This is a genomic window from Enterobacter cloacae complex sp. ESBL7 (assembly GCF_041679625.1).
GTDB lineage: Bacteria > Pseudomonadota > Gammaproteobacteria > Enterobacterales > Enterobacteriaceae > Enterobacter > Enterobacter asburiae_B.
Genome location: NZ_JBGORN010000003.1, coordinates 26,795 through 52,281, shown reverse-complemented (window position 1 = coordinate 52,281; position 25,487 = coordinate 26,795). Strand labels below are relative to the sequence as shown.

The 25,487-nt window shown below is 56.2% G+C and carries 23 protein-coding genes; 15 read left to right on the top strand and 8 right to left on the bottom strand.

All coding sequences use genetic code 11. The annotated features are described in order from the left end of the window. Window positions 1–22: 22 nt before the first annotated feature. From fhuC to fhuB, 3 genes are read left to right on the top strand one after another with little or no spacing between them, the layout of a single operon-like run. Entirely contained in the window at window positions 23–820 is a 798-nt protein-coding gene (fhuC, locus tag ACERY3_RS13575; RefSeq protein ID WP_033144663.1) for a Fe3+-hydroxamate ABC transporter ATP-binding protein FhuC, read from the top strand. Beyond that, the gene (fhuD, locus tag ACERY3_RS13570) at window positions 820–1,710 is read left to right on the top strand and encodes a Fe(3+)-hydroxamate ABC transporter substrate-binding protein FhuD (RefSeq protein ID WP_039260618.1); all 891 of its coding nucleotides are present in this window, start codon (window positions 820–822) and stop codon (window positions 1,708–1,710) included. Before fhuC ends, fhuD begins: the two co-directional genes overlap by 1 nt. Continuing rightward, entirely contained in the window at window positions 1,707–3,689 is a 1,983-nt protein-coding gene (fhuB, locus tag ACERY3_RS13565) for a Fe(3+)-hydroxamate ABC transporter permease FhuB (RefSeq protein ID WP_373225843.1), read from the top strand. The genes fhuD and fhuB overlap by 4 nt, the downstream gene beginning before the upstream one ends. A 93-nt stretch (window positions 3,690–3,782) precedes the next feature. On the opposite strand, the gene hemL is transcribed toward fhuB, so the two are convergent. Then, window positions 3,783–5,063, bottom strand: coding sequence for a glutamate-1-semialdehyde 2,1-aminomutase (hemL, locus tag ACERY3_RS13560; protein ID WP_096150673.1), 1,281 nt, complete (start codon window positions 5,061–5,063; stop codon window positions 3,783–3,785). A gap of 177 nt (window positions 5,064–5,240) precedes the next feature. Between hemL and clcA the strand changes: the two genes are divergently transcribed. Together clcA and erpA are read left to right on the top strand one after the other, a co-directional pair. Next, window positions 5,241–6,641 (top strand): H(+)/Cl(-) exchange transporter ClcA, encoded by a 1,401-nt coding sequence (clcA, locus tag ACERY3_RS13555; protein WP_039260615.1) that lies wholly within the window; start codon window positions 5,241–5,243, stop codon window positions 6,639–6,641. 79 nt (window positions 6,642–6,720) lie between these two features. Beyond that, window positions 6,721–7,068, top strand: coding sequence for an iron-sulfur cluster insertion protein ErpA (gene erpA, locus ACERY3_RS13550; protein ID WP_023310446.1), 348 nt, complete (start codon window positions 6,721–6,723; stop codon window positions 7,066–7,068). Between the two features lie 93 nt (window positions 7,069–7,161). Here erpA and ACERY3_RS13545 read toward each other — a convergent pair whose 3' ends face one another. The 3 genes from ACERY3_RS13545 to mtnN are packed head-to-tail and all read right to left on the bottom strand — an operon-like array spanning window position 7,162 to window position 9,304. Then, window positions 7,162–7,785 carry a TRIC cation channel family protein gene (locus ACERY3_RS13545; protein WP_023310447.1) on the bottom strand — a complete coding sequence of 208 codons (624 nt, stop codon included), beginning with the start codon at window positions 7,783–7,785 and terminating at the stop codon, window positions 7,162–7,164. 27 nt (window positions 7,786–7,812) lie between these two features. Continuing rightward, window positions 7,813–8,613, bottom strand: coding sequence for a vitamin B12 ABC transporter substrate-binding protein BtuF (gene btuF / locus ACERY3_RS13540; protein WP_331394664.1), 801 nt, complete (start codon window positions 8,611–8,613; stop codon window positions 7,813–7,815). Next, window positions 8,606–9,304 carry a 5'-methylthioadenosine/S-adenosylhomocysteine nucleosidase gene (gene mtnN, locus ACERY3_RS13535; RefSeq protein WP_373225841.1) on the bottom strand — a complete coding sequence of 233 codons (699 nt, stop codon included), beginning with the start codon at window positions 9,302–9,304 and terminating at the stop codon, window positions 8,606–8,608. The genes btuF and mtnN overlap by 8 nt, the downstream gene beginning before the upstream one ends. Before the next feature lie 82 nt (window positions 9,305–9,386). Between mtnN and dgt the strand changes: the two genes are divergently transcribed. From dgt to cdaR, 3 genes are all read left to right on the top strand, one after another. Beyond that, window positions 9,387–10,901: a dGTPase gene (gene dgt, locus ACERY3_RS13530; protein WP_373225840.1), complete on the top strand. Its 1,515-nt coding sequence runs from the start codon at window positions 9,387–9,389 to the stop codon at window positions 10,899–10,901. A 131-nt stretch (window positions 10,902–11,032) separates the two neighbouring features. Then, entirely contained in the window at window positions 11,033–12,469 is a 1,437-nt protein-coding gene (degP, locus tag ACERY3_RS13525; protein WP_024907518.1) for a serine endoprotease DegP, read from the top strand. A 146-nt stretch (window positions 12,470–12,615) separates the two neighbouring features. Beyond that, entirely contained in the window at window positions 12,616–13,773 is a 1,158-nt protein-coding gene (cdaR, locus tag ACERY3_RS13520; RefSeq protein ID WP_023310452.1) for a DNA-binding transcriptional regulator CdaR, read from the top strand. A gap of 92 nt (window positions 13,774–13,865) precedes the next feature. Here the strand turns inward: cdaR and ACERY3_RS13515 are convergent, their stop codons facing one another. The 4 genes from ACERY3_RS13515 to map all read right to left on the bottom strand — a co-directional run bounded on the left by ACERY3_RS13515 (window position 13,866) and on the right by map (window position 18,753). Continuing rightward, on the bottom strand, window positions 13,866–14,252 hold the full coding sequence (locus ACERY3_RS13515; RefSeq protein WP_014168696.1) for a DUF3461 family protein: 387 nt from the start codon (window positions 14,250–14,252) through the stop codon (window positions 13,866–13,868). 111 nt (window positions 14,253–14,363) lie between these two features. After that, the gene (gene dapD, locus ACERY3_RS13510; protein WP_008501915.1) at window positions 14,364–15,188 is read right to left on the bottom strand and encodes a 2,3,4,5-tetrahydropyridine-2,6-dicarboxylate N-succinyltransferase; all 825 of its coding nucleotides are present in this window, start codon (window positions 15,186–15,188) and stop codon (window positions 14,364–14,366) included. 32 nt (window positions 15,189–15,220) lie between these two features. Continuing rightward, complete coding sequence (glnD, locus tag ACERY3_RS13505) at window positions 15,221–17,896, bottom strand: bifunctional uridylyltransferase/uridylyl-removing protein GlnD (protein ID WP_039260604.1); 2,676 nt, start codon at window positions 17,894–17,896, stop codon at window positions 15,221–15,223. Window positions 17,897–17,958: 62 nt separating this feature from the next. Then, entirely contained in the window at window positions 17,959–18,753 is a 795-nt protein-coding gene (gene map / locus ACERY3_RS13500; RefSeq protein ID WP_033144670.1) for a type I methionyl aminopeptidase, read from the bottom strand. Between the two features lie 321 nt (window positions 18,754–19,074). Between map and rpsB the strand changes: the two genes are divergently transcribed. From rpsB to cdsA, 7 genes are all read left to right on the top strand, one after another. Further along, window positions 19,075–19,800: a 30S ribosomal protein S2 gene (gene rpsB, locus ACERY3_RS13495; RefSeq protein ID WP_003856207.1), complete on the top strand. Its 726-nt coding sequence runs from the start codon at window positions 19,075–19,077 to the stop codon at window positions 19,798–19,800. 117 nt (window positions 19,801–19,917) lie between these two features. Continuing rightward, window positions 19,918–20,769 carry a translation elongation factor Ts gene (gene tsf, locus ACERY3_RS13490; protein ID WP_014882627.1) on the top strand — a complete coding sequence of 284 codons (852 nt, stop codon included), beginning with the start codon at window positions 19,918–19,920 and terminating at the stop codon, window positions 20,767–20,769. Window positions 20,770–20,919: 150 nt separating this feature from the next. Further along, the gene (pyrH, locus tag ACERY3_RS13485) at window positions 20,920–21,645 is read left to right on the top strand and encodes a UMP kinase (protein WP_008501910.1); all 726 of its coding nucleotides are present in this window, start codon (window positions 20,920–20,922) and stop codon (window positions 21,643–21,645) included. 167 nt (window positions 21,646–21,812) lie between these two features. Continuing rightward, window positions 21,813–22,370 carry a ribosome recycling factor gene (frr, locus tag ACERY3_RS13480; protein WP_003856180.1) on the top strand — a complete coding sequence of 186 codons (558 nt, stop codon included), beginning with the start codon at window positions 21,813–21,815 and terminating at the stop codon, window positions 22,368–22,370. 95 nt (window positions 22,371–22,465) lie between these two features. Beyond that, window positions 22,466–23,665 (top strand): 1-deoxy-D-xylulose-5-phosphate reductoisomerase, encoded by a 1,200-nt coding sequence (gene ispC / locus ACERY3_RS13475; RefSeq protein ID WP_058840561.1) that lies wholly within the window; start codon window positions 22,466–22,468, stop codon window positions 23,663–23,665. A gap of 186 nt (window positions 23,666–23,851) precedes the next feature. Continuing rightward, the gene (gene ispU / locus ACERY3_RS13470; RefSeq protein WP_024907522.1) at window positions 23,852–24,610 is read left to right on the top strand and encodes a (2E,6E)-farnesyl-diphosphate-specific ditrans,polycis-undecaprenyl-diphosphate synthase; all 759 of its coding nucleotides are present in this window, start codon (window positions 23,852–23,854) and stop codon (window positions 24,608–24,610) included. A 12-nt stretch (window positions 24,611–24,622) separates the two neighbouring features. Further along, on the top strand, window positions 24,623–25,480 hold the full coding sequence (gene cdsA, locus ACERY3_RS13465) for a phosphatidate cytidylyltransferase (protein ID WP_023310457.1): 858 nt from the start codon (window positions 24,623–24,625) through the stop codon (window positions 25,478–25,480). Window positions 25,481–25,487: the final 7 nt, after the last annotated feature.

Sequence of the window (25,487 nt, the reverse complement as noted above, 5' to 3'; positions counted from 1 at the left end):
CTTTTTATTTAAGTTGGCTGATATGCAGGATATTCAAACGCAACCCGACACCACCTTTACGCTCAACCATCTCTCCTTTCGCGTACCCGGGCGCACGCTGCTGCATCCGCTCTCTCTGACGTTCCCTGCCGGTAAAGTGACGGGCCTGATTGGTCACAACGGTTCCGGTAAATCCACGCTGCTCAAAATGCTGGGGCGCCATCAGCCGCCTTCAGAAGGCGATATTCTGCTGGATGACCAACCGCTGGAGAGCTGGAGCAGTAAAGCCTTTGCCCGCAAAGTGGCCTATCTGCCGCAGCAGCTGCCGCAGGCGGAAGGGATGACGGTGCGTGAGCTGGTGGCGATTGGGCGTTATCCGTGGCACGGTGCGCTTGGGCGCTTCGGCGTCGCCGACAGAGAGAAGGTGGAAGAGGCGATTGCGCTGGTCGGGCTAAAACCGCTGGCGCACCGTCTGGTGGATAGCCTGTCCGGCGGCGAACGTCAGCGCGCGTGGATCGCGATGCTGGTGGCGCAGGACAGCCGCTGCCTGCTGCTGGATGAACCGACCTCTGCGCTGGATATCGCCCATCAGGTCGACGTCCTGGCGCTGGTGCATCGCCTGAGCCAGCAGCGTGGCCTGACGGTCATCGCGGTTCTGCACGATATCAACATGGCCGCGCGCTATTGTGACTACCTCGTCGCGCTGCGCGGGGGCGAGATGATTGCCCAGGGGACACCGGCAGAGCTGATGCGCAGCGAAACGCTGGAACATATTTACGGTATTCCGATGGGTATTCTGCCTCACCCGGCCGGGGCTGCACCGGTGAGCTTTGTCTACTGATGCTGAATAACACACGCATTAGCCGCCGTCGCCTGCTGACGGCGATGGCGCTCTCGCCGCTGCTGTTAAAAATGAATACGGCGCGTGCCGCCGCCGTCGATCCGCATCGTATTGTGGCTCTGGAGTGGCTGCCGGTCGAACTGATGATGGCGCTCGGCGTCACGCCCTATGGCGTGGCGGACATTCCTAACTATAACCTCTGGGTGAACGAGCCGAAGCTGCCGGACTCGGTAATCGACGTCGGCCTGCGTACGGAGCCAAACCTTGAGCTGCTCACCCAGATGAAACCCTCGTTCCTGTTCTGGTCAGCGGGCTACGGCCCGTCAGAGGAGACAATGGCGCGCATTGCGCCGGGACGTGGATTTGCTTTCAGTGACGGTAAAAAACCGCTGGCCGTGGCGAAAAACTCGATTAACGAGATGGCGCATTTCCTCAACCGCGAAGCGGAGGCCAAAAAGCATCTCGACGAATTTGATGCCCTGATCGACTCCCTGAAGCCGCGCTTTGCTCACCGGGGCGATCGTCCGCTGCTGATGGTGACGCTGCTGGACGCCCGCCATATGCTGGTCTTCGGTAAAAACTGTCTGTTCCAGGAGGTGCTGGACAGCTTCGGCATTCGCAACGCCTGGGAAGGGGAGATGACCTTCTGGGGCAGTACCGCCGTGGGTATCGATCGTCTGGCGGCGTTTCGCGATGTGGACGTGCTCTGTTTCGACCACGGTAACGAACGCGACATGCAAACCCTGATGGCGACCCCGCTCTGGCAGGCGATGCCGTTTGTGCGCGAGAGGCGCTTCCAGCGCGCCCCGGCGGTCTGGTTCTACGGCGCGACGCTGTCGGCCATGCATTTTGCCCGCGTGCTGGATAACGCCCTGGGAGGTAAAGCATGAGTACGCGTATCGCCCGCTTCCCGGCGCTGCTGTTATCCCTGCTTTTTCTGGTTGCGCTGGTATTAACCGGGTTCAACCTCTCTGCGGCCTTACCTCGCGAGCAGTGGGGGGCCGCTCTGGCCTCGCCGGATATCGACAATATTCAGCAGATGCTGTTCCACTACAGCCTGCTGCCGCGTCTGGCGATCTCCCTTTTGGTTGGGGCCGGCTTAGGGCTGGTGGGCGTATTGTTCCAGCAGGTGTTGCGTAATCCGCTGGCAGAGCCAACCACGCTCGGCGTCGCGACCGGCGCGCAGCTTGGGATCACCATCACCACGCTGTGGGCGCTGCCGGGAGCGTTAACCTCGCAGTTTGCGGCACTCGCGGGGGCGTGCGTGGTGGGCGCGCTGGTCTTTGGCGTGGCCTGGGGCAAGCGCCTTTCTCCTGTGACGCTTATTCTGGCAGGGCTGGTGGTGAGCCTGTACTGCGGGGCGATTAACCAGCTGCTGGTGCTGTTCCATCACGATCGGCTGCAAAGCATGTTCCTGTGGAGTACCGGCACGCTCACCCAGACCGACTGGAGCGTTGTAGAGCACCTCTGGCCGCAGCTGGCTGGCGGCGTCGTGCTGACGCTGCTGCTCCTGCGCCCTCTGACGCTCATGGGGCTGGATGATGGCGTGGCGCGTAACCTGGGGCTGGCGCTGTCGCTGGCTCGTCTGGCGGCGCTGACGCTGGCGATTGTATTGAGTGCCCTGCTGGTCAACGCGGTCGGCATCATCGGGTTTATCGGCCTGTTTGCGCCGCTGCTGGCGAAAATGCTCGGGGCGCGTCGCCTGCTGGCGCGTCTGATGCTGGCGCCGCTGATTGGAGCGCTGATCCTCTGGCTTTCCGATCAGCTTATTCTCTGGCTGGCGCAGGTCTGGAGGGAAGTCTCCACCGGCTCTGTGACCGCGCTTATCGGGGCGCCGCTGCTGCTGTGGCTGCTGCCGCGCCTGCGCAGCATGAGCGCACCGGCGATGGACGCCGGCGATAAAGTCTACGCTGAACGTCAGTCGGTGCTGTGGTTTAGCCTTGCCGGTCTGGCGGTGCTGATTATCGCCTCGTTCGCGGCGCTCTCATTCGGACGCGATGCCATGGGCTGGCACTGGGCAACGGGTGATTTACTCAATGAACTGGTGCAGTGGCGCTGGCCGCGTATCTTCTCCGCGCTGATCGCAGGGGTGATGCTGGCGGTGGCGGGGTGCATTATTCAGCGTCTGACCGGCAACCCGATGGCAAGCCCTGAAGTGCTCGGGATCAGCTCTGGCGCCGCCTTTGGCGTGGTGCTGATGCTGTTCTTTGTGCCGGGGAATGCGTTTGGCTGGCTGATGCCTGCCGGCAGTATCGGCGCGGCAGTCACACTGATGATTATCCTGATTGCCGCCGGTCGCGGCGGATTTTCGCCGCACCGCATGCTGCTGGCCGGGATGGCGCTCAGCACCGCATTTACCATGCTGCTGATGATGCTGCAGGCCAGCGGCGATCCGCGTATGGCGAAGATCCTGACCTGGATTTCCGGCTCAACCTACAACGCCACCGGCAGCCAGGTGGTCTGGTCCGGGATCGCGATGCTCGTGCTGCTGGCGATGGTGCCGCTGTGCCGCCGCTGGATGACCATTCTGCCGCTCGGCGGCGAAACCGCGCGTGCGGTGGGAATGGCGCTGACGCCAGCGCGCGTGGCCCTGCTGCTGCTGGCGGCGTGCCTGACGGCTGTGGCAACCCTGACGATTGGACCGCTGAGTTTTGTCGGATTAATGGCGCCGCACATTGCCAGAATGATGGGATTCCGGCGGACGATGCCGCATATCGTCATGTCGGCCCTGACGGGCGGGGTGATGCTGGTGTTCGCGGACTGGTGCGGAAGAATGGTGCTGTTCCCGTATCAGATCCCGGCGGGTCTGCTGTCGACCTTTATCGGTGCGCCGTACTTTATTTATCTGTTGAGAAAGCAGAGTCGGTAATAAAAGTAAACGGCAATCCTTTGATTGCCGTTTTAGTGTTTGCTCCCTCTCCTCGTGGGAGAGGGTTGGGGTGAGGGCATCAAGCCGCACATCTTACAGCTTCGCAAACACCTTGCGCGCCGCGTCGATGGTGTTGTTGATATCATCTTCGCTGTGCGCCACGGACATAAAGCCCGCTTCGAACGCGGACGGCGCCAGGTACACGCCTTCGTCCAGCATCAGGTGGAAGAAGCGCTTGAAGCGTTCAACGTCGCACTTCACCACGTCCTGATAGCAGGTCACGGTTTTCGCATCGGTGAAGAAAATCCCGAACATGCCGCCCACGTGGTTAACCACCAGCGGAATACCCGCTTCTTCTGCCGCTTCCAGCAGACCGTTTGCCAGCTGCGAGGTCAGGTCGGTCAGGGTTTCGTGAATACCCGGCTGTGCCACTTCGGTCAGGCAGGCAAAGCCCGCCGCCATGGCGATAGGGTTACCGGAAAGCGTGCCCGCCTGGTAAACCGGGCCGGTTGGCGCCAGGGCTTCCATCACGTCCTTACGACCACCGAATGCGCCGACCGGCATGCCGCCGCCGATGATTTTGCCGAGGCAGGTCAGGTCCGGCACGACGTCGTAGTAAGACTGTGCCCCCGCCAGCGCCACGCGGAAGCCGGTCATGACTTCATCGATGATCAGCAGCGCGCCGAACTCGTCGCACAGGGCGCGCAGGCCCGGCAGGAAGTCAGGCTGCGGTGGGATACAGTTCATGTTGCCGGCAACCGGCTCAACGATGATGCAGGCGATCTCCTGCGGATACTGCTCGAACGCCGCGCGAACGGTAGCAAGATCGTTGTAGGTGCAGGTCAGGGTGTGCTTCGCGAAATCTGCCGGTACGCCAGGCGAGTTCGGCTGGCCGAGCGTCAGCGCGCCGGAACCGGCCTTCACCAGCAGACAGTCGGCGTGACCGTGGTAACAGCCTTCAAACTTGATGATTTTATCGCGACCGGTAAAACCGCGCGCCAGGCGGATGGCGCTCATGGTGGCTTCGGTACCGGAGTTCACCATACGCACCATGTCCATGGTAGGCACCAGTTCGGTCACCAGTTCCGCCATTTTCACTTCCATTTCGGTTGGCGCACCGAAGCTCAGGCCGCGCTGGGCGGCTTCAATTACCGCGTTACGAATGGCCGGGTGGTTGTGCCCCAGCACCATCGGTCCCCAGGAACCCACATAATCGATATAGGCTTTGCCATCGACATCATACAGATACGCGCCGTCAGCACGTTCGATAAACAGCGGCGTACCGCCCACGCCGGTGAAGGCGCGCACAGGTGAGTTCACGCCACCCGGAATAAGCTCGCGGGCTGCACTGTAGAGGTTTTCAGACTTGCTCATGGCGTCGTTCCTGGTTCGAATAATATGGTTAAGCCCACTATTCTATGTGATTCGGGGAAGGTTATGAAATTTTTAGCCGGGCAATGCTTTAAGATTTGTTAAGTAATTTTCAGGAGACGGTAGGGCCGTCTCTGGTAAAATCCTCGCGGCTTTTTGTGTGACAAATAAGAACAGGACATGAAATCAGATTCTCCGTCTTTTGAAGAACAACAGTTTACGCGCGCCCAGCACCGAATCAGCATTCGGCGGCTGCTCAATCGCGATAAAACGCCGCTGGCGATCCTGCTGGCCGCTGCCGTGGTGGGCACTCTCGCGGGCCTGGTTGGCGTAGCGTTTGAAAAAGCGGTTAATGCCGTACTCAACTGGCGAGTGGGCACCGTGGCCGGTTTCGCCGACAGCGAATGGCTGGTCTGGGTGTGGGCATTCGGGCTGTCCGCGCTGTTTGCCATGGTGGGGTATTTTCTGGTGCGTAAATTCGCGCCGGAAGCGGGGGGATCGGGCATCCCGGAAATTGAGGGCGCGCTCGAGGAGCTGCGTCCGGTGCGCTGGTGGCGGGTGATTCCGGTTAAGTTCATCGGCGGCATGGGGACTCTGGGCGCGGGAATGGTGCTTGGACGGGAAGGACCCACGGTACAGCTGGGGGGGAACGTCGGCCGCATGGTGGGCGATCTGTTTCGGATGCGAAGCGCCGAAGCGCGCCATACGCTGCTGGCAACCGGCGCGGCGGCGGGGCTTTCCGCCGCGTTTAACGCGCCGCTGGCAGGCATTTTGTTCATTATCGAAGAGATGCGCGCGCAGTTCCGCTACAACCTGATCTCGATTAAAGCGGTATTTACCGGCGTCATTATGTCGAGCATCGTGTTTCGCATCTTTAATGGCGAGGGAGCGGTCATTGAGGTGGGGAAACTGACCAACGCGCCGGTCAACACCCTGTGGCTTTACCTGATCCTCGGCATGATTTTCGGCGTGGTGGGACCGCTGTTTAACACCTTTATCCTGCGCGCTCAGGATATGTTCCAGCGCATTCACGGCGGTAACACCACGAAATGGGTGCTGATGGGTGGTTTGCTGGGTGGAATGTGCGGCGTACTCGGGTTTATCGAGCCGAATGCCGCAGGCGGCGGGTTCGGGCTGATTCCCATTGCGGCGGCGGGGAATTTCAGCGTGGGTCTGCTGCTGTTTATGTTTATCTCACGGGTTATCACGACGGTACTGTGCTTCTCTTCCGGCGCGCCCGGGGGGATTTTTGCCCCGATGCTGGCGCTGGGTACGCTGCTCGGGACCGCGTTTGGTATGGCGGCTGAAGTGGGCTTTCCCGCCTATCACCTTGAAGCCGGGACCTTTGCGGTGGCCGGAATGGGGGCGCTGCTGGCCGCGTCTCTGCGCGCGCCCTTGACCGGGATCGTGCTGGTGCTGGAGATGACGGACAATTACCAGCTCATTTTGCCAATGATCATCACCTGCCTCGGCGCGACACTATTAGCCCAGTTCCTGGGTGGAAAACCGCTATACTCCACCATCCTCGCGCGTACCCTGGCGAAACAAGAGGCTGAACGGGCCGCCACGCAGAATACTTGAATGAATTACCAGGGTATTAGATAATGAGACAAAGAATTGGGTGAATTTTACCCAATAGCAGTATTCATGGGAGCATAAGATGAGTGATGACGTAGTAGCTGTACCGCTCGAATTTACCGAAGCAGCAGCCAACAAAGTGAAAGTCCTGATTGCCGACGAAGACAATCCGGATCTGAAACTGCGCGTTTATATTACCGGTGGCGGCTGCAGCGGCTTCCAGTATGGTTTTACCTTTGACGATCAGGTTAACGATGGCGATATGACTATCGAGAAACAGGGCGTCGCGCTGGTGGTTGACCCGATGAGCCTGCAATATCTGGTGGGTGGTTCGGTGGATTACACCGAGGGTCTGGAAGGTTCGCGCTTTGTGGTCACTAACCCGAATGCGACAAGCACCTGTGGGTGTGGATCTTCGTTCAGCATCTAAGAGAGTGCGGGCTGATGCCCTCACCCCGGCCCTCTCCCACAGGGAGAGGGAGAAAAGACTAAAAACGGTAACCTTGCGGTTACCGTTTTGCTTTTACCTGCCATTATCATCCAGCGCAAACGTCGGCAGCTTCAGGTGCCAGCGTATCGCCGCTAAGCGTATCACCAGCGTCACGACCATCCCCAGCATCGCGGCATTTTCCAGCGGGAGGGCAAAAGTGTAGTACGCGGTCGCGTGAACAATCCCGCCCACAATGCAGGCCGTTGCGTAAATTTCAGTACGCAGGATCATCGGCACTTCACGCGCCAGAATGTCGCGAATGATCCCACCGCCCACGCCGGTTAATACGCCCATGCAGATTGCCACCATCGGACCGGTACCGGCATTAAACGCCTTATTGACGCCAATACCGACAAACACGGCCAGACCCACGGCATCCAGTACCGGCAATATCCACTTGGGTAAGCGGCGGGGCTGGCGAACCAGCACAATGGTCAACAGGCAGGTGACCATCGCGACCACCAGATCGGTAGGATCTTTCACCCAAAACACCGGCCCATTCGCCAGCGCCATATCGCGGATAGTCCCACCGCCGACGGCGGTCACGACGCCCAGCACCAGCACGCCAAACGGATCCATGCGTAGTTTTCCGGCGAGCAGAACGCCGGAGATAGCAAAAACGGCTGTGCCAAGAATATCCAGCCAATAAACGAGCATCGTTAAATCCTCGAAAAGGGTCTTATGTTAGTGACTCTCTGCCAGCGCGGCACAGAGCTGTTTTGCGGCGAGGATAATACGCGGGCTGGCGCGTTCAAACCAGTCGCTGTTGAGCGGGATCACCGGAATTTTTAGCTGCTTTTGCCAGAATTGTTCAATTTTAGGAATCTCGCTCGCATTTCCGACCACAACGATGGCCTGAGGCTGGCGCGCCAGCACCTGTTCGCGGCTCACCTGAGGCCACGGTACCCGGCTGGCAGCAAAGATATTTTCACCGCCGCAGACTTCCAGCACCTGGTTCTGAATCGACCCTTTTCCGGTGGTGAACAGCGGCTGGCTGCCAAACTGCAGGAAGATGCGCTTTTTAACAGGGGTATCGTATCGGGATTTCAGCGCGGCATAGTCGCTCAGCATCTGTTTCGCCGCAGCCTCGGCTTTTTTGGGCGTAGGGCTGAAGGGTGCCAGGGCGCGTAGCGCCTGAGCGACCTGCTCAATGCTGACGGCATCAATCCACATGACCTTTATGCCAAGCGAGGTGAGCTGGTTGACCTGCCGCTCGGCGTTGCCGCCGCGCCAGGCCAGCACGAGATCCGGTTTAAGCGCCACGATGCGCTCAAGGTTCATCCCCTGCCAGGTTGCCACCTGTTCAATACCCGCGGCTTGCGGTGGGTAATCCGAATAGCTACTCACGCCAACGGGCGTGATCCCGGCGGCAAACGCCAGTTCCGTATTTGCGGGAGAGAGGGTAATCACGCGCGGTAACGCATAGAGCCACAGCGGTGCGAGAAGAAGCAGGGCGGCCAGCGCCCTGACGGTATGTTTAGCCACGTGCCAGATTCTGCACCAGGCGCTCCACCATCACGGTGGACTGTTTTGCCGCAACGGTCAGGAACTCGTCGAAGCTGATGTGGGACTGCTGGTCTGCCACGTCAGAGATGGCGCGAACCACCACGAACGGTACGCTGAAGTTATGGCAAACGTGAGCGATCGCGGTCGCTTCCATCTCAACGGCAACCGCCTGAGGGAAGTTATGACGGATTTTCGCCAGCCCAACGGAGCCGTTGATAAAGGCATCACCGCTGACAATCAGACCGCGCAACGCGTTGAGGTTGAGTTCTGCGATGCAGGTCTCTGCCGCCGCAATCAGTTTGTCGTCAGCTTTAAAACCAGCAGGGCAGCCCGGTAGCTGGCCGTACTCGTAACCGAACGCGGTGACGTCGGCATCGTGGTAACGCGCTTCGTCGGAAACAACGATATCGCCCACTTTCAGCGTCGGCGCCAGGCCGCCCGCAGAGCCGGTATTCACGATTACGTCCGGCTTGCAGCGCTCAAGCAGCAGGGTTGCACCCAGCGCAGCAGCCACTTTACCGATGCCTGATTTCAGCAGAGCCACGTCAACACCGTTCAGCTGGCCGGTATAGATCTCACAACCTCCCAGAGAGAGGGTCTGACGGTTCTCAATTTTGTCACGCAGCAGCGTAACTTCTTCTTCCATTGCACCAATAATGCCGATTTTCATAGATTTACTCGCGATGTGCCTTGTTAAGATGCATAGTCTATCATGCGGTTAAGGGGAAACGCATTCTCACGCGGGGGAGCACATGTCACCAATCGATTTTCGCACCAAAATAAACTGGCACCGACGTTTCCGTTCGCCGCAGGGCGACAAGAGCGAACATGAGATTCTGCGTATATTCGAGAGCGATCGCGGGCGGATCGTTAACTCGCCTGCCATCCGCCGTCTGCAGCAAAAAACTCAGGTGTTCCCGCTGGAGCGTAACGCCGCGGTGCGCACGCGCTTAACCCACTCGATGGAAGTGCAGCAGGTCGGGCGCTACATTGCCAAAGAGATTTTGAGCCGTCTCAAAGAGCAGCGTTTACTGGAAGCCTATGGTCTGGACGAGCTGACGGGGCCCTTCGAGAGCATCGTTGAGATGGCCTGCCTGATGCATGACATCGGCAACCCGCCTTTCGGCCACTTTGGTGAGGCGGCTATCAATGACTGGTTTAAGCAGCGGCTTTATCCTTCGGATGCGGTAAGCCAGCCCCTCAGCGATGATCGCTGCATCGTACGCGATTTACGCCTGCGTGAAGGTGAAGAGGGGCTGAACGATCTGCGTCGCAAAGTGCGCCAGGATTTGTGTCACTTCGAGGGCAACGCACAGGGGATCCGGCTGGTTCATTCCCTGATGCGCATGAACCTGACCTGGGCACAGGTCGGCTGCATTCTGAAATACACGCGTCCCGCGTGGTGGATGGGGGATACGCCCGCGTCCCACAGCTATTTAATGAAAAAACCGGGCTATTACCTTTCCGAAGAGGCCTATATTGAACGGTTACGTAAAGAACTTTCATTGACGCCAAACGGCCGCTTTCCATTGACGTGGATTATGGAAGCCGCCGATGATATTTCCTATTGCGTGGCCGATCTGGAAGATGCCGTGGAGAAAAGAATCTTCAGCGTCGAGGAACTTTATCAGCATCTTTATACGGCCTGGGGTACCCATGAAAAAGGCTCGCTGTTTGCGCAGGTTGTCGAAAATGCCTGGGAAAAATCGCGCTCAAATACATTAAGCCGCAGTACGGAAGACCAGTTCTTTATGTATTTGCGGGTCAATACATTAAATAAGCTGGTGCCGTATGCGGCGTCGCGTTTTATTGATAATTTGCCGCTCATTTTCAGTGGGGAATTCAACCACGCGCTGCTGGAAGATGACAGTAGTTTCAGTCAACTCCTTGAGCTTTATAAACATGTGGCGATGCGGCATGTATTCAGCCATCCGGATGTCGAGCAGCTAGAGCTGCAGGGCTATCGGGTAATCAGTGGGTTACTGGAAATTTATTCCCCGTTGCTTCAGCTGTCGGCCGATGAATTCAGCGAACTGGTGGAACACGAGCGCGTGCGCAGAATACCCATCGAATCGCGGCTTTATCAGAAACTTTCTACCCGGCATCGTCTGGCGTATGTCGAAGCGATTGGTAAGCTGGAACGCAACTCTCCCCAATGGCCGGTGATGGAATATTATTATCGCTGCCGTCTTATCCAGGACTATATCAGCGGCATGACGGATTTGTATGCCTGGGATGAATACCGCAAGCTGATGGCGGTGGAATAATTCCGGAGTTTTGTAAAGACGGCCAATAAATTTTTACCTTTTCCATAAACTTATCGCCGGAACTAAGCGGTATAAAATGAATCTGAGTTACACAGCAATTTTGCGTTACCTGTAAATCGAGATTGAGAAACATGAAAAAAACCACATTAGCAATGAGTGCACTGGCTCTGAGTTTAGGTTTAGCGCTGTCTCCTCTGACTGCTACTGCAGCCGAGACCGCGTCGTCGGCAGCAACCGCGCAGCAGATGCCAAGCCTGGCACCGATGCTCGAAAAAGTGATGCCATCGGTGGTGAGTATTAACGTTGAGGGCAGCACGACCGTCAATACGCCGCGTATGCCGCGTAACTTCCAGCAGTTCTTCGGCGACAACTCGCCGTTCTGCCAGGACGGTTCGCCATTCCAGAGCTCTCCGTTCTGTCAGGGCGGCGGTGCCGGGGATGACAGCCAGGGCGGCGGCCAGCAGCAGAAATTCATGGCGCTTGGCTCGGGGGTAATTATTGATGCGGCGAAAGGCTACGTCGTCACTAACAACCACGTTGTCGATAACGCGAACAGCATTAAGGTTCAGCTGAGCGATGGCCGCAAGTTCGATGCCAAAGTGGTGGGTAAAGACCCGCGCTCCGACATCGCGCTGATCCAGATTCAGGATCCGAAAAACCTGACGGCCATTAAAATTGCCGACTCCGATGCGCTGCGCGTGGGCGACTATACCGTGGCGATCGGTAACCCGTTCGGTCTGGGTGAAACCGTGACATCCGGTATAGTCTCTGCGCTGGGCCGTAGCGGCCTCAATGCTGAGAACTATGAAAACTTCATCCAGACGGATGCGGCGATCAACCGCGGTAACTCCGGCGGTGCGCTGGTGAACCTGAACGGTGAGCTGATCGGTATCAACACCGCTATCCTGGCACCGGACGGCGGCAACATCGGCATCGGTTTTGCTATCCCGAGTAACATGGTGAAAAACCTGACCGCGCAGATGGTGCAGTATGGCCAGGTGAAACGCGGCGAGCTGGGTATCCTCGGTACGGAGCTGAACTCCGAACTGGCTAAGGCGATGAAAGTTGACGCTCAGCGCGGGGCATTCGTCAGCCAGGTGATGCCAAATTCCTCTGCGGCGAAAGCGGGCATTAAAGCGGGGGATGTGATCACCTCCCTGAACGGTAAACCGATCAGCAGCTTTGCCGCCCTGCGTGCCGAAGTGGGCTCGATGCCGATTGGCAGTAAAGTGACCCTCGGCCTGCTGCGCGACGGTAAGCCGGTTAACGTGAGCCTGGAGCTGCAGCAGAGCAGCCAGAATCAGGTGGATTCCAGCACCATCTTCAGCGGTATTGAAGGTGCCGAGATGAGCAATAAAGGCGCAGACAAAGGCGTGGTGGTGAACAACGTGAAAGCGAATTCACCGGCAGCCCGTATCGGCCTGAAAAAAGGCGATGTGATCATGGGTGCTAACCAGCAGCCGGTGAAAAACATCGCTGAACTGCGCAAAATTCTCGACAGCAAGCCTTCCGTGCTGGCGCTGAATATCCAGCGTGGTGATACCTCTCTTTATCTGCTGATGCAGTAATCCTCTGAAGCCCCTGTTCGCAGGGGCTTTCTCGTTTTTGTGATTCTTGCCACAACTCCATACTTCTCCCTCTCTCTTTGTGCATTCGCACAATGCAGCCGTCGCTGAACTTCCCTATGCTTGAGCTCTGCTCACGGGAGGGTTACATGGCTGGCTGGCATCTTGATACCAAAATGGCGCAGGATATCGTGGCGCGCACCATGCGCATCATTGATACCAATATCAACGTAATGGATGCCCGCGGGCGCATTATTGGCAGCGGCGATCGCGAGCGTATTGGGGAATTGCACGAAGGTGCGCTGCTGGTGCTTTCTCAGGGGCGGGTCGTGGATATCGACGATGCGGTAGCGAAACACCTGCACGGCGTACGTCAGGGCATCAATTTACCGCTGCGTCTTGAAGGCGAAATTGTGGGGGTAATCGGCCTCACCGGCGAGCCCGAGTCACTGCGAAAATACGGCGAGCTGGTCTGTATGACGGCAGAGATGATGCTGGAGCAGTCGCGTCTGATGCACCTGCTCGCTCAGGACAGCCGCCTGCGTGAAGAGCTGGTGATGAACCTTATTCAGGCGGAAGAGCATACGCCGGCACTCAGCGAATGGGCGCAGCGTCTGGGGATCGATCTCAACCAGCCGCGCGTGGTGGCGGTCATTGAGGTCGATAGCGGCCAGCTTGGCGTGGACAGCGCGATGGCCGAGCTGCAGCAGCTGCAAAATGCGCTGGCGACGCCGGAGCGCGATAACCTGGTGGCGATCGTTTCTCTGACGGAAATGGTGGTCCTCAAACCGGCGCTCAATGCGTTCGGCCGCTGGGATGCCGACGATCATCGTCGTCGCGTGGAGCAGCTGATCTCCCGGATGGAGGAGAATGGCCAGCTGCGTTTTCGCGTTGCGCTGGGCAACTACTTTACCGGGCCGGGCAGTATCGCCCGCTCCTGGCGTACCGCGCGCACCACTATGATGGTGGGCAAGCAGCGGATGCCGGAGAGCCGCAGCTATTTCTATCAGGATCTGATGCTGCCGGTGCTGCTCGACAGCCTGCGCGGGGGCTGGCAGGCCAATGAGCTGGCGCGGCCATTGGCGCGTCTGAAAGCCATGGACAACAACGGCCTGCTGCGCCGGACGCTGCAGGCGTGGTTCCGCCATAACGTGCAGCCGCTGGCGACCTCAAAGGCGCTGTTTATTCACCGCAATACGCTTGAGTATCGGTTAAACCGGATTTCAGAGCTGACGGGGCTGGATCTGGGAAACTTTGACGACAGGCTGCTGCTGTATGTGGCGCTTCAGCTGGACGAACAGAGATGACTGAGTGCGGTCTGGTGCCCTCACCCCATCCCTCTCCCACGGGGAGAGGGCGCAAACACGAAAAACGGCAATCAAGGATTGCCGTTTTGCTTTTATTTCCGCGTTAATTTCTCAAGATCCGCTTCAATCTCGCTGATCTTATTTGTAACAACGCTTTCAAGGTGACGCAGGTCGTCAAGGATCTTACGCTTGAGATCGACTTCGGTGCGGTCGCGCTGGCAGATCTGATCGAGTTCATCGATCACATAGCGCAGGTTAGGGCTGATTTCCTGTACTTCTTTGTAGCCCTGTCCTACACCGTCAGCTACAACGGTCTTACGCTGGCGTGGATATTTAAACTTCACGCTTTTGGCGAAAAACTCTCCTTTGTCCTTGTGAAAATAGATTTTCAGAATATCGTTATTGGCTTCCTGACGGAGGCTGTAACGATCAATTTCATCAGGATTGGTAATGCCCAGACTTTTCAGATTATCGTACATAGCGGTACCCTTGATCTCAACATAACCTTTGAATAATTAACGAAAAAATCTATTTTCGCCACCCTCAGATATAAAAAAAGCGGGGTTGCCCCCGCTTTTTGTTATACCCGATTAATCGATGGTGCGCAGCAATTCGTTGATGCCCACTTTACCGCGCGTTTTCGCATCCACTTTCTTCACGATAACCGCACAGTACAGGCTGTATTTGCCATCTTTTGACGGCAGGTTGCCGGAAACCACCACGGAGCCCGCCGGAACGCGACCGTAGTGAACTTCGCCGGTTTCACGGTCGTAAATACGGGTGCTCTGACCGATGTAAACGCCCATGGAGATCACGGAACCTTCTTCAACGATCACGCCTTCAACCACTTCAGAGCGCGCGCCGATGAAGCAGTTGTCTTCGATGATGGTCGGGTTAGCCTGCAGTGGCTCCAGAACACCACCGATGCCCACGCCGCCGGACAGGTGAACGTTTTTACCGATCTGCGCGCAGGAACCGACGGTCGCCCATGTGTCAACCATGGTGCCTTCGTCAACGTAGGCACCGATGTTCACGTAGGATGGCATCAGCACGGTGTTGCGTGCGATGAATGCACCCTGACGAACCGCCGCAGGCGGTACCACGCGGAAGCCTTCTTTCTGGAAACGCGCTTCGTCGTAGTCAGCGAATTTCATTGGCACTTTATCGAAGTAGCGGCTTTCTGCTCCGTCGATAACCTGGTTATCGTTGATACGGAAAGAGAGCAGCACGGCTTTCTTCAGCCATTGATGAGTGACCCACTGACCGTCGATTTTTTCTGCCACGCGCAGCGCGCCGGAATCCAGAAGGGAAATCACCTGGTTTACCGCTTCACGGGTCACGGTATCCACATTTGCCGGGGTAATCTCGGCGCGACGCTCAAAAGCGGACTCAATAACGTTCTGTAACTGCTGCATTGTTTACTCTTTCCATTTCACTAAAAAACATATCACCCTTTATCGTTTGGATTGAGGGCTGCTGTCAACCGTTGTTGCACTTCAAGCTGCAGGTCATTATTAAGGGCACGCCGGTCCGCTGTCGCGATTATAAATAAATCTTCTACTCGCTCGCCAATCGTTGTAATTCGGGCCCCGTGGAGCGAAATTCCCAGATCGGCAAAAACCTGGCCGACGCGGGCAAGTAGCCCTGGCTGGTCGAGCGCGATCAGCTCCAGGAACGATTTACGGTCGGTGTGGGTCGGCAGGAAATTGACCTCGGTATCGACGGTAAAGTGGCGCAATTTCGCCGGCTGGCGACGCGGCTGCGGGGGCTGCCAGCTGCGCTGGGTAATCGCCTGTTCCAGACCAAAACGTATCCCTTCATGCCTGTCCGACGAGAGCGGGCTGCCGTCCGGCTCAAGCACGATAAAGGTGTCCATCGCCATGCCGTCGCGGGTGGTGAAAATCTGCGCGTCGTGAACGCTCAGGTTACGCCTGTCCAGCTCGGCGCAGACCGCAGCAAACAGATAAGGTCGGTCCGGGCTCCAGATAAAAATCTCCGTCCCGCCGCGGGTAGCCTGCGGGCTCAGCAGGATCATCGGCTGGGACAGATCGTGCTTCAGCAGATGCCGCGCGTGCCACGCAAGCTGGTTTGGGCTATGGCGGACAAAATAGTTGGCGCGGCAGCGGGCCCAAATCTGATGCAGTGCCTCTTCATCAATATTATCCATCCGCAGCAGCGCCAGCGCCTGGAGCTGGTGATGACGCACGCGCTCGCGCATGTCCGGGGTGTTTTGCATCCCGCGACGCAGCTGTTTTTCGGTGGCGAAGTACAGCTCGCGCAGCAGGCTCTGCTTCCAGCTGTTCCACAGGGTCTCGTTGGTGGCGCAGATATCGGCCACCGTCAGGCAGACCAGATAGCGCAGACGGTTTTCCGTCTGAACCTCTTCAGCGAACTGCTTGATCACTTCCGGATCTTGAATGTCACGACGCTGCGCGGTGACCGACATCAGCAGGTGATGGCGCACCAGCCAGGCCACCAGCTGCGTTTCACGCGAGTTTAGGCCGTGCAGTTCGGCAAATTTCAGCACGTCCTGCGCGCCCAGCACCGAATGGTCACCGCCGCGACCTTTGGCGATATCGTGGAACAGGGCGGCAATCAGGATCAGTTCCGGATGGGTCAGGCGCGGCCACAGTTCGACGCAGAGCGGGTGGCGGGAGCGCGTCTCTTCTCTCGCAAAGCTTTCCAGCTTGAGCATCACGCGGATCGTGTGTTCATCCACCGTGTAGGCGTGGAACAGATCGAACTGCATTTGCCCGACAATGTGCGACCACTGCGGCATATAGGCCCACAGCACGCTGTGGCGGTGCATCGGCAGCAGGCCGCGGCTGACGGCGCCCGGGTGGCGGAGCATGCTCAGGAACAGCGAACGCGCTTCCGGGATATAGCACAGCGGCTGCGTCAGATGACGGCGCGCATGGCGCAGATGGCGCAGAGTGGTGGAGTAGATCCCGGTGATGGTGCTGTTGCGCACCATGGTATAGAACATTCGCAGAATCGCTTCCGGCTCGCGGATGAACAGCGTTTCGTCGCGCAGGTCGATAAGCGTGCCGCGCAGCTGGAATTCGTCATCAATCGGGCGCGGTTTTTCGTCCGCCGTCAGAGCCAGAATGGCCTCGTCGAACAGCTGCAACAGCATCTGGTTCAGCTCGGTCACCCGGCGGGTGACGCGGAAGAAATCCTTCATCATGTGCTCAACCGGCTCGTTGCCTTCGCCCTGATAATTCAGGCGCTGAGCCACGCTGAGCTGGCGGTCAAACAGCAGGCGGTTATCGTAGCGGGTGACTTCCAGATGCAGGGCAAACCGGATGCGCCACAGCAGGTGCAGGCACTCGTTAAGCTCGTTACGCTCGGCCTCGGTTAAAAAGCCGAAGCCGACCATTTCGTCCATCGAGGTGGCACCAAAATGGCGGCGGGCGACCCACTGCAGGGTGTGGATGTCGCGCAGGCCGCCGGGGCTGCTTTTAATATCGGGTTCAAGATTATAGCTGGTGCCGTGGTAGCGCTGGTGGCGCTGATTTTGCTCCTCGACCTTCGCGGCGAAGAACTTTTCTGACGGCCAGAAGCCGTCGCTGAAGATGTGTTTTTGCAGCTCCAGGAACAGAGCGACGTCACCAATCAGCAGGCGGGTTTCAATCAGGTTGGTGGCGACGGTCAGGTCCGATAACCCTTCCAGCAGACACTCTTCCAGGGTACGCACGCTGTGGCCGACTTCCAGCTTTACGTCCCAGAGCAGCGTCAGCAGTTCGCCAATTTTTTGCGCCTGTTCGTCCGGCAGCTTTTTGCGGCTTAAGATCAGCAGATCGATATCGGAAAGCGGATGCAGCTCACCGCGGCCATAGCCCCCGACGGCAACCAGCGCAACATCACTGATTTGCCCAAACCCGTAATCGATCCACAGGCGCTGCAGCAGCTGGTCGATAAATTCGGTGCGCGCTTCAATGAGCTGCTCGGCCGACACGCCTGCGTCAAACGCGCTGCCCAGCCAGCGATGGAAAACATCCATATGGGCTTTAATATGCGCGCAGGTCAGCTCGTGCGACGGCCAGACTCCCGGGTTATCGGGCTGGTCGGGGAGGGTGGGAAGTGCTGTGTTAGCATACTGTTCGGGTAAAAGATTACTCATCGTGCGCCACCCATAAGAAAAAGCTATAGCCATTAAAAAAGCCGGCATTTGCCGGCTTTTTATCATTCATCGTGCGTCAGTATCGCCGGGATGGTGTCATCCTTGCGCAACGTCATAATTTCGCAGCCGTTGTCTGTTACCACAATAGTATGCTCGTACTGCGCAGACAAGCTTCTGTCTTTGGTTTTCACCGTCCAGCCGTCTTTCATGGTACGGATGCGATAGTCACCCGCGTTGACCATCGGCTCAATGGTAAAGGTCATGCCTTTTTGCAGCACCACGCCGCCGTCATCTGCATCATAGTGCAGGACCTGCGGTTCTTCATGGAAGACGCGACCAATGCCGTGACCGCAGTACTCGCGCACCACGGAGAAACCTTCTGCTTCCACAAACTTCTGGATTGCCGCACCGAGGGTACGCAGGCGAATACCCGGTTTAACCATTTTCAGCGCCAGGTAGAGGCTCTCTTGCGTCACTTTGCACAGACGCTCGCCAAGAATCGTCGGCTTGCCAACGATGAACATTTTTGAGGTGTCACCGTGGTATTCGTCTTTAATGACGGTCACGTCGATGTTGACGATGTCGCCATCTTTCAGCAGTTTTTCGTCATCCGGAATGCCGTGACACACCACTTCATTAATAGAGATGCAGACGGATTTCGGGAAACCGTGGTAGCCGAGGCAGGCGGAAACCGCGTGCTGCTCGTTCACGATATAGTCGTTACAGATACGGTCCAGTTCACCGGTGCTGACGCCCGGCTTCACGAACGGCTCGATCATTTCCAGCACTTCCGCGGCCAGACGACCGGCGATGCGCATCTTTTCAATTTCTTCAGGTGTCTTAATAGAGATAGCCATGTAATCTGTCCATCGGTGTCGATTTTTTCGACAATACTAGTCTAAGTGTCGTCAATGGTATCAGTCAGGCACGCTCCGTGCCAAATTGAGAATCATTAACAGCACACTCCGCCAACAACTGTTGGTTTCTGGTCGTGTTTTGTGGTATAAAGCGCGCCGGACTTCCGATCCATCTCAGATACACAGGCTGGACGGAAGCGACAAATCTCACTTTGTGTAACAACACACACGTATCGGCACATATTCCGGGGTGCCCTTCGGGGTCGGTAATATGGGATACGTGGAGGCATAACCCCAACTTTCAATATAGAGGTTTTAAACATGGCAACTGTTTCCATGCGCGACATGCTCAAGGCTGGTGTTCACTTTGGTCACCAGACCCGTTACTGGAACCCGAAAATGAAGCCTTTCATCTTCGGCGCACGTAACAAAGTTCACATCATCAACCTTGAGAAAACTGTACCAATGTTCAACGAAGCCCTGGCTGAGCTGAACAAGATCTCTTCCCGTAAAGGTAAGATTCTGTTCGTTGGTACTAAGCGCGCTGCAAGCGAAGCTGTGAAAGATGCTGCTAACAGCTGCGACCAGTTCTTCGTGAACCATCGCTGGTTGGGCGGCATGCTGACCAACTGGAAAACTGTTCGTCAGTCCATCAAACGCCTGAAAGATCTGGAAACCCAGTCTCAGGACGGTACTTTCGACAAGCTGACTAAGAAAGAAGCGCTGATGCGCACTCGTGAACTGGACAAGCTGGAAAACAGCCTGGGCGGTATCAAAGATATGGGCGGCCTGCCAGACGCGCTGTTCGTAATCGATGCAGACCACGAGCACATCGCAATCAAAGAAGCTAACAACCTGGGTATCCCGGTATTCGCTATCGTTGATACCAACTCCGATCCGGACGGTGTTGACTTCGTTATCCCGGGTAACGACGACGCAATCCGTGCTGTTAGCCTGTACCTGAGCGCTGTAGCTGCTACCGTTCGTGAAGGCCGTTCCCAGGATCTGGCTTCTCAGGCGGAAGAAAGCTTCGTAGAAGCTGAATAATAAGGTTTTACCCCTTATTAGTACCGTGTATGAATAGGGGCCCATTACCGGCCCCTTTTTTCAATTTACACTGTTTGGCCCCCGGCCGGGCAGTTCACATCTCCCGAGGATTTAAGAATGGCTGAAATTACCGCATCCCTGGTAAAAGAGCTGCGCGAGCGTACTGGCGCAGGCATGATGGATTGCAAAAAAGCGCTGACTGAAGCGAACGGCGACATCGAGCTGGCAATCGAAAACATGCGTAAATCCGGTGCGATCAAAGCAGCTAAAAAAGCAGGCAACGTTGCTGCTGACGGCGTGATCATCACTAAGATCGACGGCAACTACGGCATCATTCTGGAAGTTAACTGCCAGACTGACTTCGTTGCTAAAGATGGTGGTTTCCAGGCATTTGCTAACAAAGTTCTGGACGCAGCTGTTGCGGGTAAAATCACTGACGTTGAAGTTCTGAAAGCACAGTTCGAAGAAGAACGTGTTGCGCTGGTTGCTAAAATCGGTGAGAACATCAACATCCGTCGCGTATCTTCTCTGGAAGGCGACGTTCTGGGCTCTTACCAGCACGGTGCACGTATCGGTGTTCTGGTTGCGGCTAAAGGCGCTGACGAAGAGCTGGTTAAACAGCTGGCAATGCACATTGCTGCAAGCAAACCAGAATTCGTTAAGCCAGAAGACGTGTCTGCTGAAGTGGTAGAGAAAGAGTACCAGGTTCAGCTGGACATCGCGATGCAGTCTGGTAAGCCAAAAGAAATCGCAGAGAAAATGGTTGAAGGCCGCATGAAGAAATTCACCGGCGAAGTTTCTCTGACTGGCCAGCCATTCGTAATGGACCCAAGCAAGTCTGTTGCGCAGCTGCTGAAAGAGCACAACGCTGACGTAACTGGCTTCATCCGCTTCGAAGTGGGCGAAGGCATCGAGAAAGTTGAGACTGACTTCGCAGCAGAAGTTGCTGCAATGTCCAAGCAGTCTTAATGATTGAAAAGGAGCCGCCTGAGGGCGGCTTCTTTTTGTCACCCGTCACAGGAAATCAGACAGGCTCCAGTATCGCTGTGCTGATTTGCGGCATATCATGTCGCCAGAATTAACCCCCATCTTAATCGTTGACAGTCTCAGGAAAGAAACATGGCTACCAATGCAAAACCCGTGTACAAACGCATTCTGCTTAAGCTGAGTGGCGAAGCGCTGCAGGGATCAGAAGGCTTCGGTATTGACGCAAGCATCCTTGATCGCATGGCACAGGAAATCAAAGAACTGGTCGAACTGGGTATCCAGGTTGGCGTGGTCATTGGCGGTGGCAACCTTTTCCGTGGTGCTGGTCTGGCGAAAGCGGGGATGAACCGCGTTGTGGGCGACCACATGGGTATGCTGGCAACCGTCATGAATGGCCTGGCGATGCGTGATGCCCTGCACCGCGCCTATGTGAATGCCCGCCTGATGTCCGCGATTCCGCTGAATGGCGTTTGCGATAATTACAGCTGGGCAGAAGCCATCAGCCTGCTGCGCAATAACCGCGTGGTGATCCTCTCCGCCGGTACGGGTAACCCGTTCTTTACAACCGATTCCGCTGCCTGCCTGCGCGGTATCGAGATCGAAGCCGATGTGGTACTGAAAGCGACCAAAGTAGACGGCGTGTTTACTGCCGACCCGGCAAAAGATCCTTCTGCCACCATGTACGATCAGCTGAGCTACAGCGAAGTGCTGGATAAAGAGCTGAAAGTGATGGATCTTGCCGCCTTCACGCTGGCTCGCGACCACAAACTGCCGATCCGTGTCTTCAACATGAACAAGCCTGGCGCACTGCGTCGCGTGGTCATGGGCGAAAAAGAAGGCACTTTGATCACGGAATAATTTCCGTTGACGATAAATACAGGTAAGATTCCGCTTTATTTTGTAGTGGTATCTTACCCGGGCGCGCCTTTGGCGTTGTCATGAATTAAACGCGACTATACTTAGCACACCTGTAGCGCTGTGCTGGCGGATAGTCTGCCTGAGACAAGTTTTCAAGGATTCGTAACGTGATTAACGACATCAGAAAAGATGCTGAAGTACGCATGGACAAATGCGTAGAAGCGTTCAAAAACCAAATCAGCAAAATCCGTACTGGCCGTGCTTCCCCAAGCCTGCTGGATGGCATCATCGTAGAATATTACGGTACGCCAACCCCTCTGCGCCAGCTGGCGAGCGTGACGGTTGAAGATACCCGTACGCTGAAAATCAACGTCTTCGACCGCTCTATGAGCCCGGCCGTTGAGAAAGCGATTATGGCCTCTGACCTTGGACTGAACCCAAGCTCTGCGGGCGCAGACATCCGCGTTCCACTGCCTCCGCTGACGGAAGAACGTCGTAAAGATCTTATCAAAGTGGTTCGTGGCGAAGCTGAGCAGGGTCGTGTATCCGTGCGTAACGTCCGTCGCGACGCGAACGATAAAGTGAAAGCACTGCTGAAAGAAAAAGAGATCAGCGAAGATGACGATCGTCGTTCTCAGGACGACATTCAGAAAATGACCGACGCGGCCATCAAGAAAATTGATGCGGCGCTGGCAGAAAAAGAAGCGGAACTGATGCAGTTCTGATTTCTGTCGTACACTGATAAACGCCGTTCAGAAGGACTTCGGGTCTTGCTGGCGGCGTTTTGCTTTTATCTGGTCTAACTTTTTTCGGGCATCTCATGAAGCATTTAACACTCCTCGGCTCAACCGGCTCTATCGGTTGCAGCACTCTCGACGTCGTTCGCCATAATCCTGAACTTTACACCGTGACAGCGCTGGTGGCCGGTAAGAATGTGCAGCGAATGGTCGAACAGTGTCTGGAGTTTGCGCCCCGCTATGCGGTGATGGATGACGAAGAGAGCGCGCGTCTGCTGAAAGCACAGCTGCGTGAAAAGGGCAGCCGAACCGAAGTGCTGAGTGGACAGCAGGCGGCCTGCGAGATGGCGGCGCTGGATGAGGTGGATCAGGTGATGGCGGCCATTGTCGGCGCGGCAGGGCTGCTGCCCACGCTTGCTGCGATTGATGCCGGTAAGGATGTTTTGCTGGCCAATAAAGAGTCGCTGGTCACCTGTGGACGCCTGTTTATGGATGCGGTGAAGCAGCGCGGCGCGCGTCTTCTGCCGGTCGACAGCGAACACAACGCGATTTTTCAGAGTTTACCGCAACCTTTTCAACAGAACCTGGGGTACGCTGACCTGGAGCAGAATGGCGTAGTGTCTATTCTGCTTACCGGGTCTGGTGGCCCATTCCGTGAAACGCCACTGTCTGAACTGCGTGCGATGACACCGGATCAGGCGTGCCGTCATCCGAACTGGTCGATGGGGCGTAAAATCTCCGTTGATTCTGCCACCATGATGAACAAAGGTCTGGAATACATTGAAGCACGCTGGCTGTTTAATGCGTCAGCGAAACAGATGGAAGTACTGATTCACCCGCAATCGGTGATTCACTCGATGGTGCGTTATCAGGATGGTAGCGTGCTGGCACAGCTGGGCGAGCCGGATATGCGTACGCCGATTGCCCATTCAATGGCGTGGCCAAATCGAGTGAAATCCGGCGTGAAGCCGCTTGATTTCTGCAAGCTAAGTTCCCTGACGTTCAGTGAACCAGACTACGACCGCTATCCTTGTCTGAAGCTTGCGATGAATGCCTTTGACCAGGGGCAGGCGGCGACGACGGCACTTAATGCAGCCAATGAAATTACCGTTGAGGCATTTCTGAATCAGCAAATTCGTTTTACCGATATCGCGTCGTTAAATTTATCGGTACTGGACATGATGGATTTGCGCGAACCACAAAGCGTGGAAGAGGTGCTGGCGGTGGATGCAGCTGCGCGTAATATTGCACGCCAACGGGTGACACGTCTCGCAAGCTGGTGATAAAGCAAGCACTAGTCGTCGTGCTATTTGTTAGCGTTGGGCTTCAGTGATATAGTCTGCGCCACCTGATCGCAGGTATTTGACTTAATGTGGTCAGGTGAGCCGTGGTTTGACACGGCTTTTTTATGTATAGGCTTCAGTATTCCTGAGTACCGTTAAATCCTTTTCAGGGACAAAAAACGCGTTATGTTGTCTGCGAATCAACCAATAAGCGAAAATTTGCCAGCTCATGGCTGCCGTCATGTAGCAATCATTATGGATGGCAATGGCCGCTGGGCGAAAAGACAAGGGAAGATACGAGCCTTTGGGCATAAAGCGGGGGCGAAATCCGTTCGTCGCGCCGTTTCTTTTGCCGCCAACAACGGCATTGATGCGTTAACGCTCTATGCTTTTAGCAGTGAAAACTGGAATCGACCTCTGCAGGAAGTGACTGCGTTGATGGAATTGTTTGTGTGGGCGCTAGACAGCGAAGTAAAAAGCCTGCACCGCCACAACGTCCGCCTGCGTATCATTGGCGATACCAGTCGTTTTAACTCACGTTTGCAGGAACGGATCCGCAAAGCTGAAGCGCTGACGGAAAATAATACCGGTTTGACGCTGAATATTGCGGCGAATTACGGCGGACGCTGGGATATTATCCAGGGCGTTCGGCATCTGGCCGAACAGGTTCAGGAAGGGCTGTTGAGACCCGACCAAATTGATGAAGAGGCGCTGAGCAAGCAAATCTGCATGAATGAACAGGCACCTGTGGATTTGGTAATTAGGACAGGGGGGGAACATCGCATAAGTAACTTTTTGATATGGCAAATTGCCTATGCCGAACTTTACTTTACGGATGTTCTTTGGCCCGATTTTGATGAACAAGACTTTGAAGGTGCGCTGCATGCCTTTGCCAATCGAGAGCGTCGTTTCGGCGGCACCGAGCCTGGTGGCGACAAAGCCTGATGGGGGTAGCTTTTGCTGAAGTATCGCCTGATTTCCGCTTTTGTATTAATACCCATTGTCATTGCGGCGCTGTTTTTACTGCCCCCGGTGGGATTCGCTATTGTCACGCTGGTGGTGTGTATGCTCGCCGCGTGGGAATGGGGACAGTTTAGCGGCTTTACCTCGCGTACTCAGCGAGTATGGCTTGCGGTACTTTGTGGCTTTATCCTGGCCATAATGCTGTTTACGTTGCCTGAATATCACCATGATATTCATCAGCCCCTGGTTGCCGGTTCTTTGTGGATATCGCTGGCCTGGTGGGTTGCCGCGCTGTTGCTGGTTCTTTTTTATCCGGGTTCCGCGGCATTGTGGCGTAATTCAAAAGTGCTGCGACTGATTTTTGGCTTGCTCACAATTATTCCTTTTTTCTGGGGTATGGTTGCGCTGCGAGCCTGGCACTACGACGAAAACCACTACAGCGGTGCGATCTGGCTGCTTTATGTGATGATTCTGGTCTGGGGGGCTGACTCCGGGGCCTATATGTTTGGTAAACTGTTTGGCAAACATAAGCTGGCACCGAAGGTTTCTCCGGGCAAAACCTGGCAAGGATTCATCGGCGGCCTGTTTACGGCAGCGATCATCTCCTGGGGCTACGGCGTCTGGGCGAATCTTGAAGTGGCACCGTCAATACTGCTGGTGTGCTCAATTTTTGCTGCGCTTGCCTCCGTGCTCGGTGATTTAACCGAAAGTATGTTTAAGCGTGAAGCAGGGATTAAGGACAGCGGACACCTGATTCCAGGGCATGGCGGTATACTGGATCGCATTGATAGCCTGACAGCGGCTGTTCCAGTGTTTGCGTGTTTGCTTTTACTGGTATTCGGGACGATTTAACGGAAGG

Bases quoted from the DNA above. Each gene is read 5' to 3' on its own strand.
- ispC (WP_058840561.1), top strand. From the start codon at position 22,466: ATGAAGCATTTAACACTCCTCGGCTCAACCGGCTCTATCGGTTGCAGC.
- fhuD (WP_039260618.1), top strand. From the start codon at position 820: ATGCTGAATAACACACGCATTAGCCGCCGTCGCCTGCTGACGGCGATG.
- pyrH (WP_008501910.1), top strand. From the start codon at position 20,920: ATGGCTACCAATGCAAAACCCGTGTACAAACGCATTCTGCTTAAGCTG.
- fhuB (WP_373225843.1), top strand. From the start codon at position 1,707: ATGAGTACGCGTATCGCCCGCTTCCCGGCGCTGCTGTTATCCCTGCTT.
- glnD (WP_039260604.1), bottom strand. From the start codon at position 17,896: ATGAGTAATCTTTTACCCGAACAGTATGCTAACACAGCACTTCCCACC.
- cdaR (WP_023310452.1), top strand. From the start codon at position 12,616: ATGGCTGGCTGGCATCTTGATACCAAAATGGCGCAGGATATCGTGGCG.
- dgt (WP_373225840.1), top strand. From the start codon at position 9,387: ATGTCACCAATCGATTTTCGCACCAAAATAAACTGGCACCGACGTTTC.
- degP (WP_024907518.1), top strand. From the start codon at position 11,033: ATGAAAAAAACCACATTAGCAATGAGTGCACTGGCTCTGAGTTTAGGT.
- mtnN (WP_373225841.1), bottom strand. From the start codon at position 9,304: ATGAAAATCGGCATTATTGGTGCAATGGAAGAAGAAGTTACGCTGCTG.
- rpsB (WP_003856207.1), top strand. From the start codon at position 19,075: ATGGCAACTGTTTCCATGCGCGACATGCTCAAGGCTGGTGTTCACTTT.
- ACERY3_RS13515 (WP_014168696.1), bottom strand. From the start codon at position 14,252: ATGTACGATAATCTGAAAAGTCTGGGCATTACCAATCCTGATGAAATT.
- clcA (WP_039260615.1), top strand. From the start codon at position 5,241: ATGAAATCAGATTCTCCGTCTTTTGAAGAACAACAGTTTACGCGCGCC.
- ispU (WP_024907522.1), top strand. From the start codon at position 23,852: ATGTTGTCTGCGAATCAACCAATAAGCGAAAATTTGCCAGCTCATGGC.
- hemL (WP_096150673.1), bottom strand. From the start codon at position 5,063: ATGAGCAAGTCTGAAAACCTCTACAGTGCAGCCCGCGAGCTTATTCCG.
- fhuC (WP_033144663.1), top strand. From the start codon at position 23: ATGCAGGATATTCAAACGCAACCCGACACCACCTTTACGCTCAACCAT.
- erpA (WP_023310446.1), top strand. From the start codon at position 6,721: ATGAGTGATGACGTAGTAGCTGTACCGCTCGAATTTACCGAAGCAGCA.
- ACERY3_RS13545 (WP_023310447.1), bottom strand. From the start codon at position 7,785: ATGCTCGTTTATTGGCTGGATATTCTTGGCACAGCCGTTTTTGCTATC.
- dapD (WP_008501915.1), bottom strand. From the start codon at position 15,188: ATGCAGCAGTTACAGAACGTTATTGAGTCCGCTTTTGAGCGTCGCGCC.
- map (WP_033144670.1), bottom strand. From the start codon at position 18,753: ATGGCTATCTCTATTAAGACACCTGAAGAAATTGAAAAGATGCGCATC.
- tsf (WP_014882627.1), top strand. From the start codon at position 19,918: ATGGCTGAAATTACCGCATCCCTGGTAAAAGAGCTGCGCGAGCGTACT.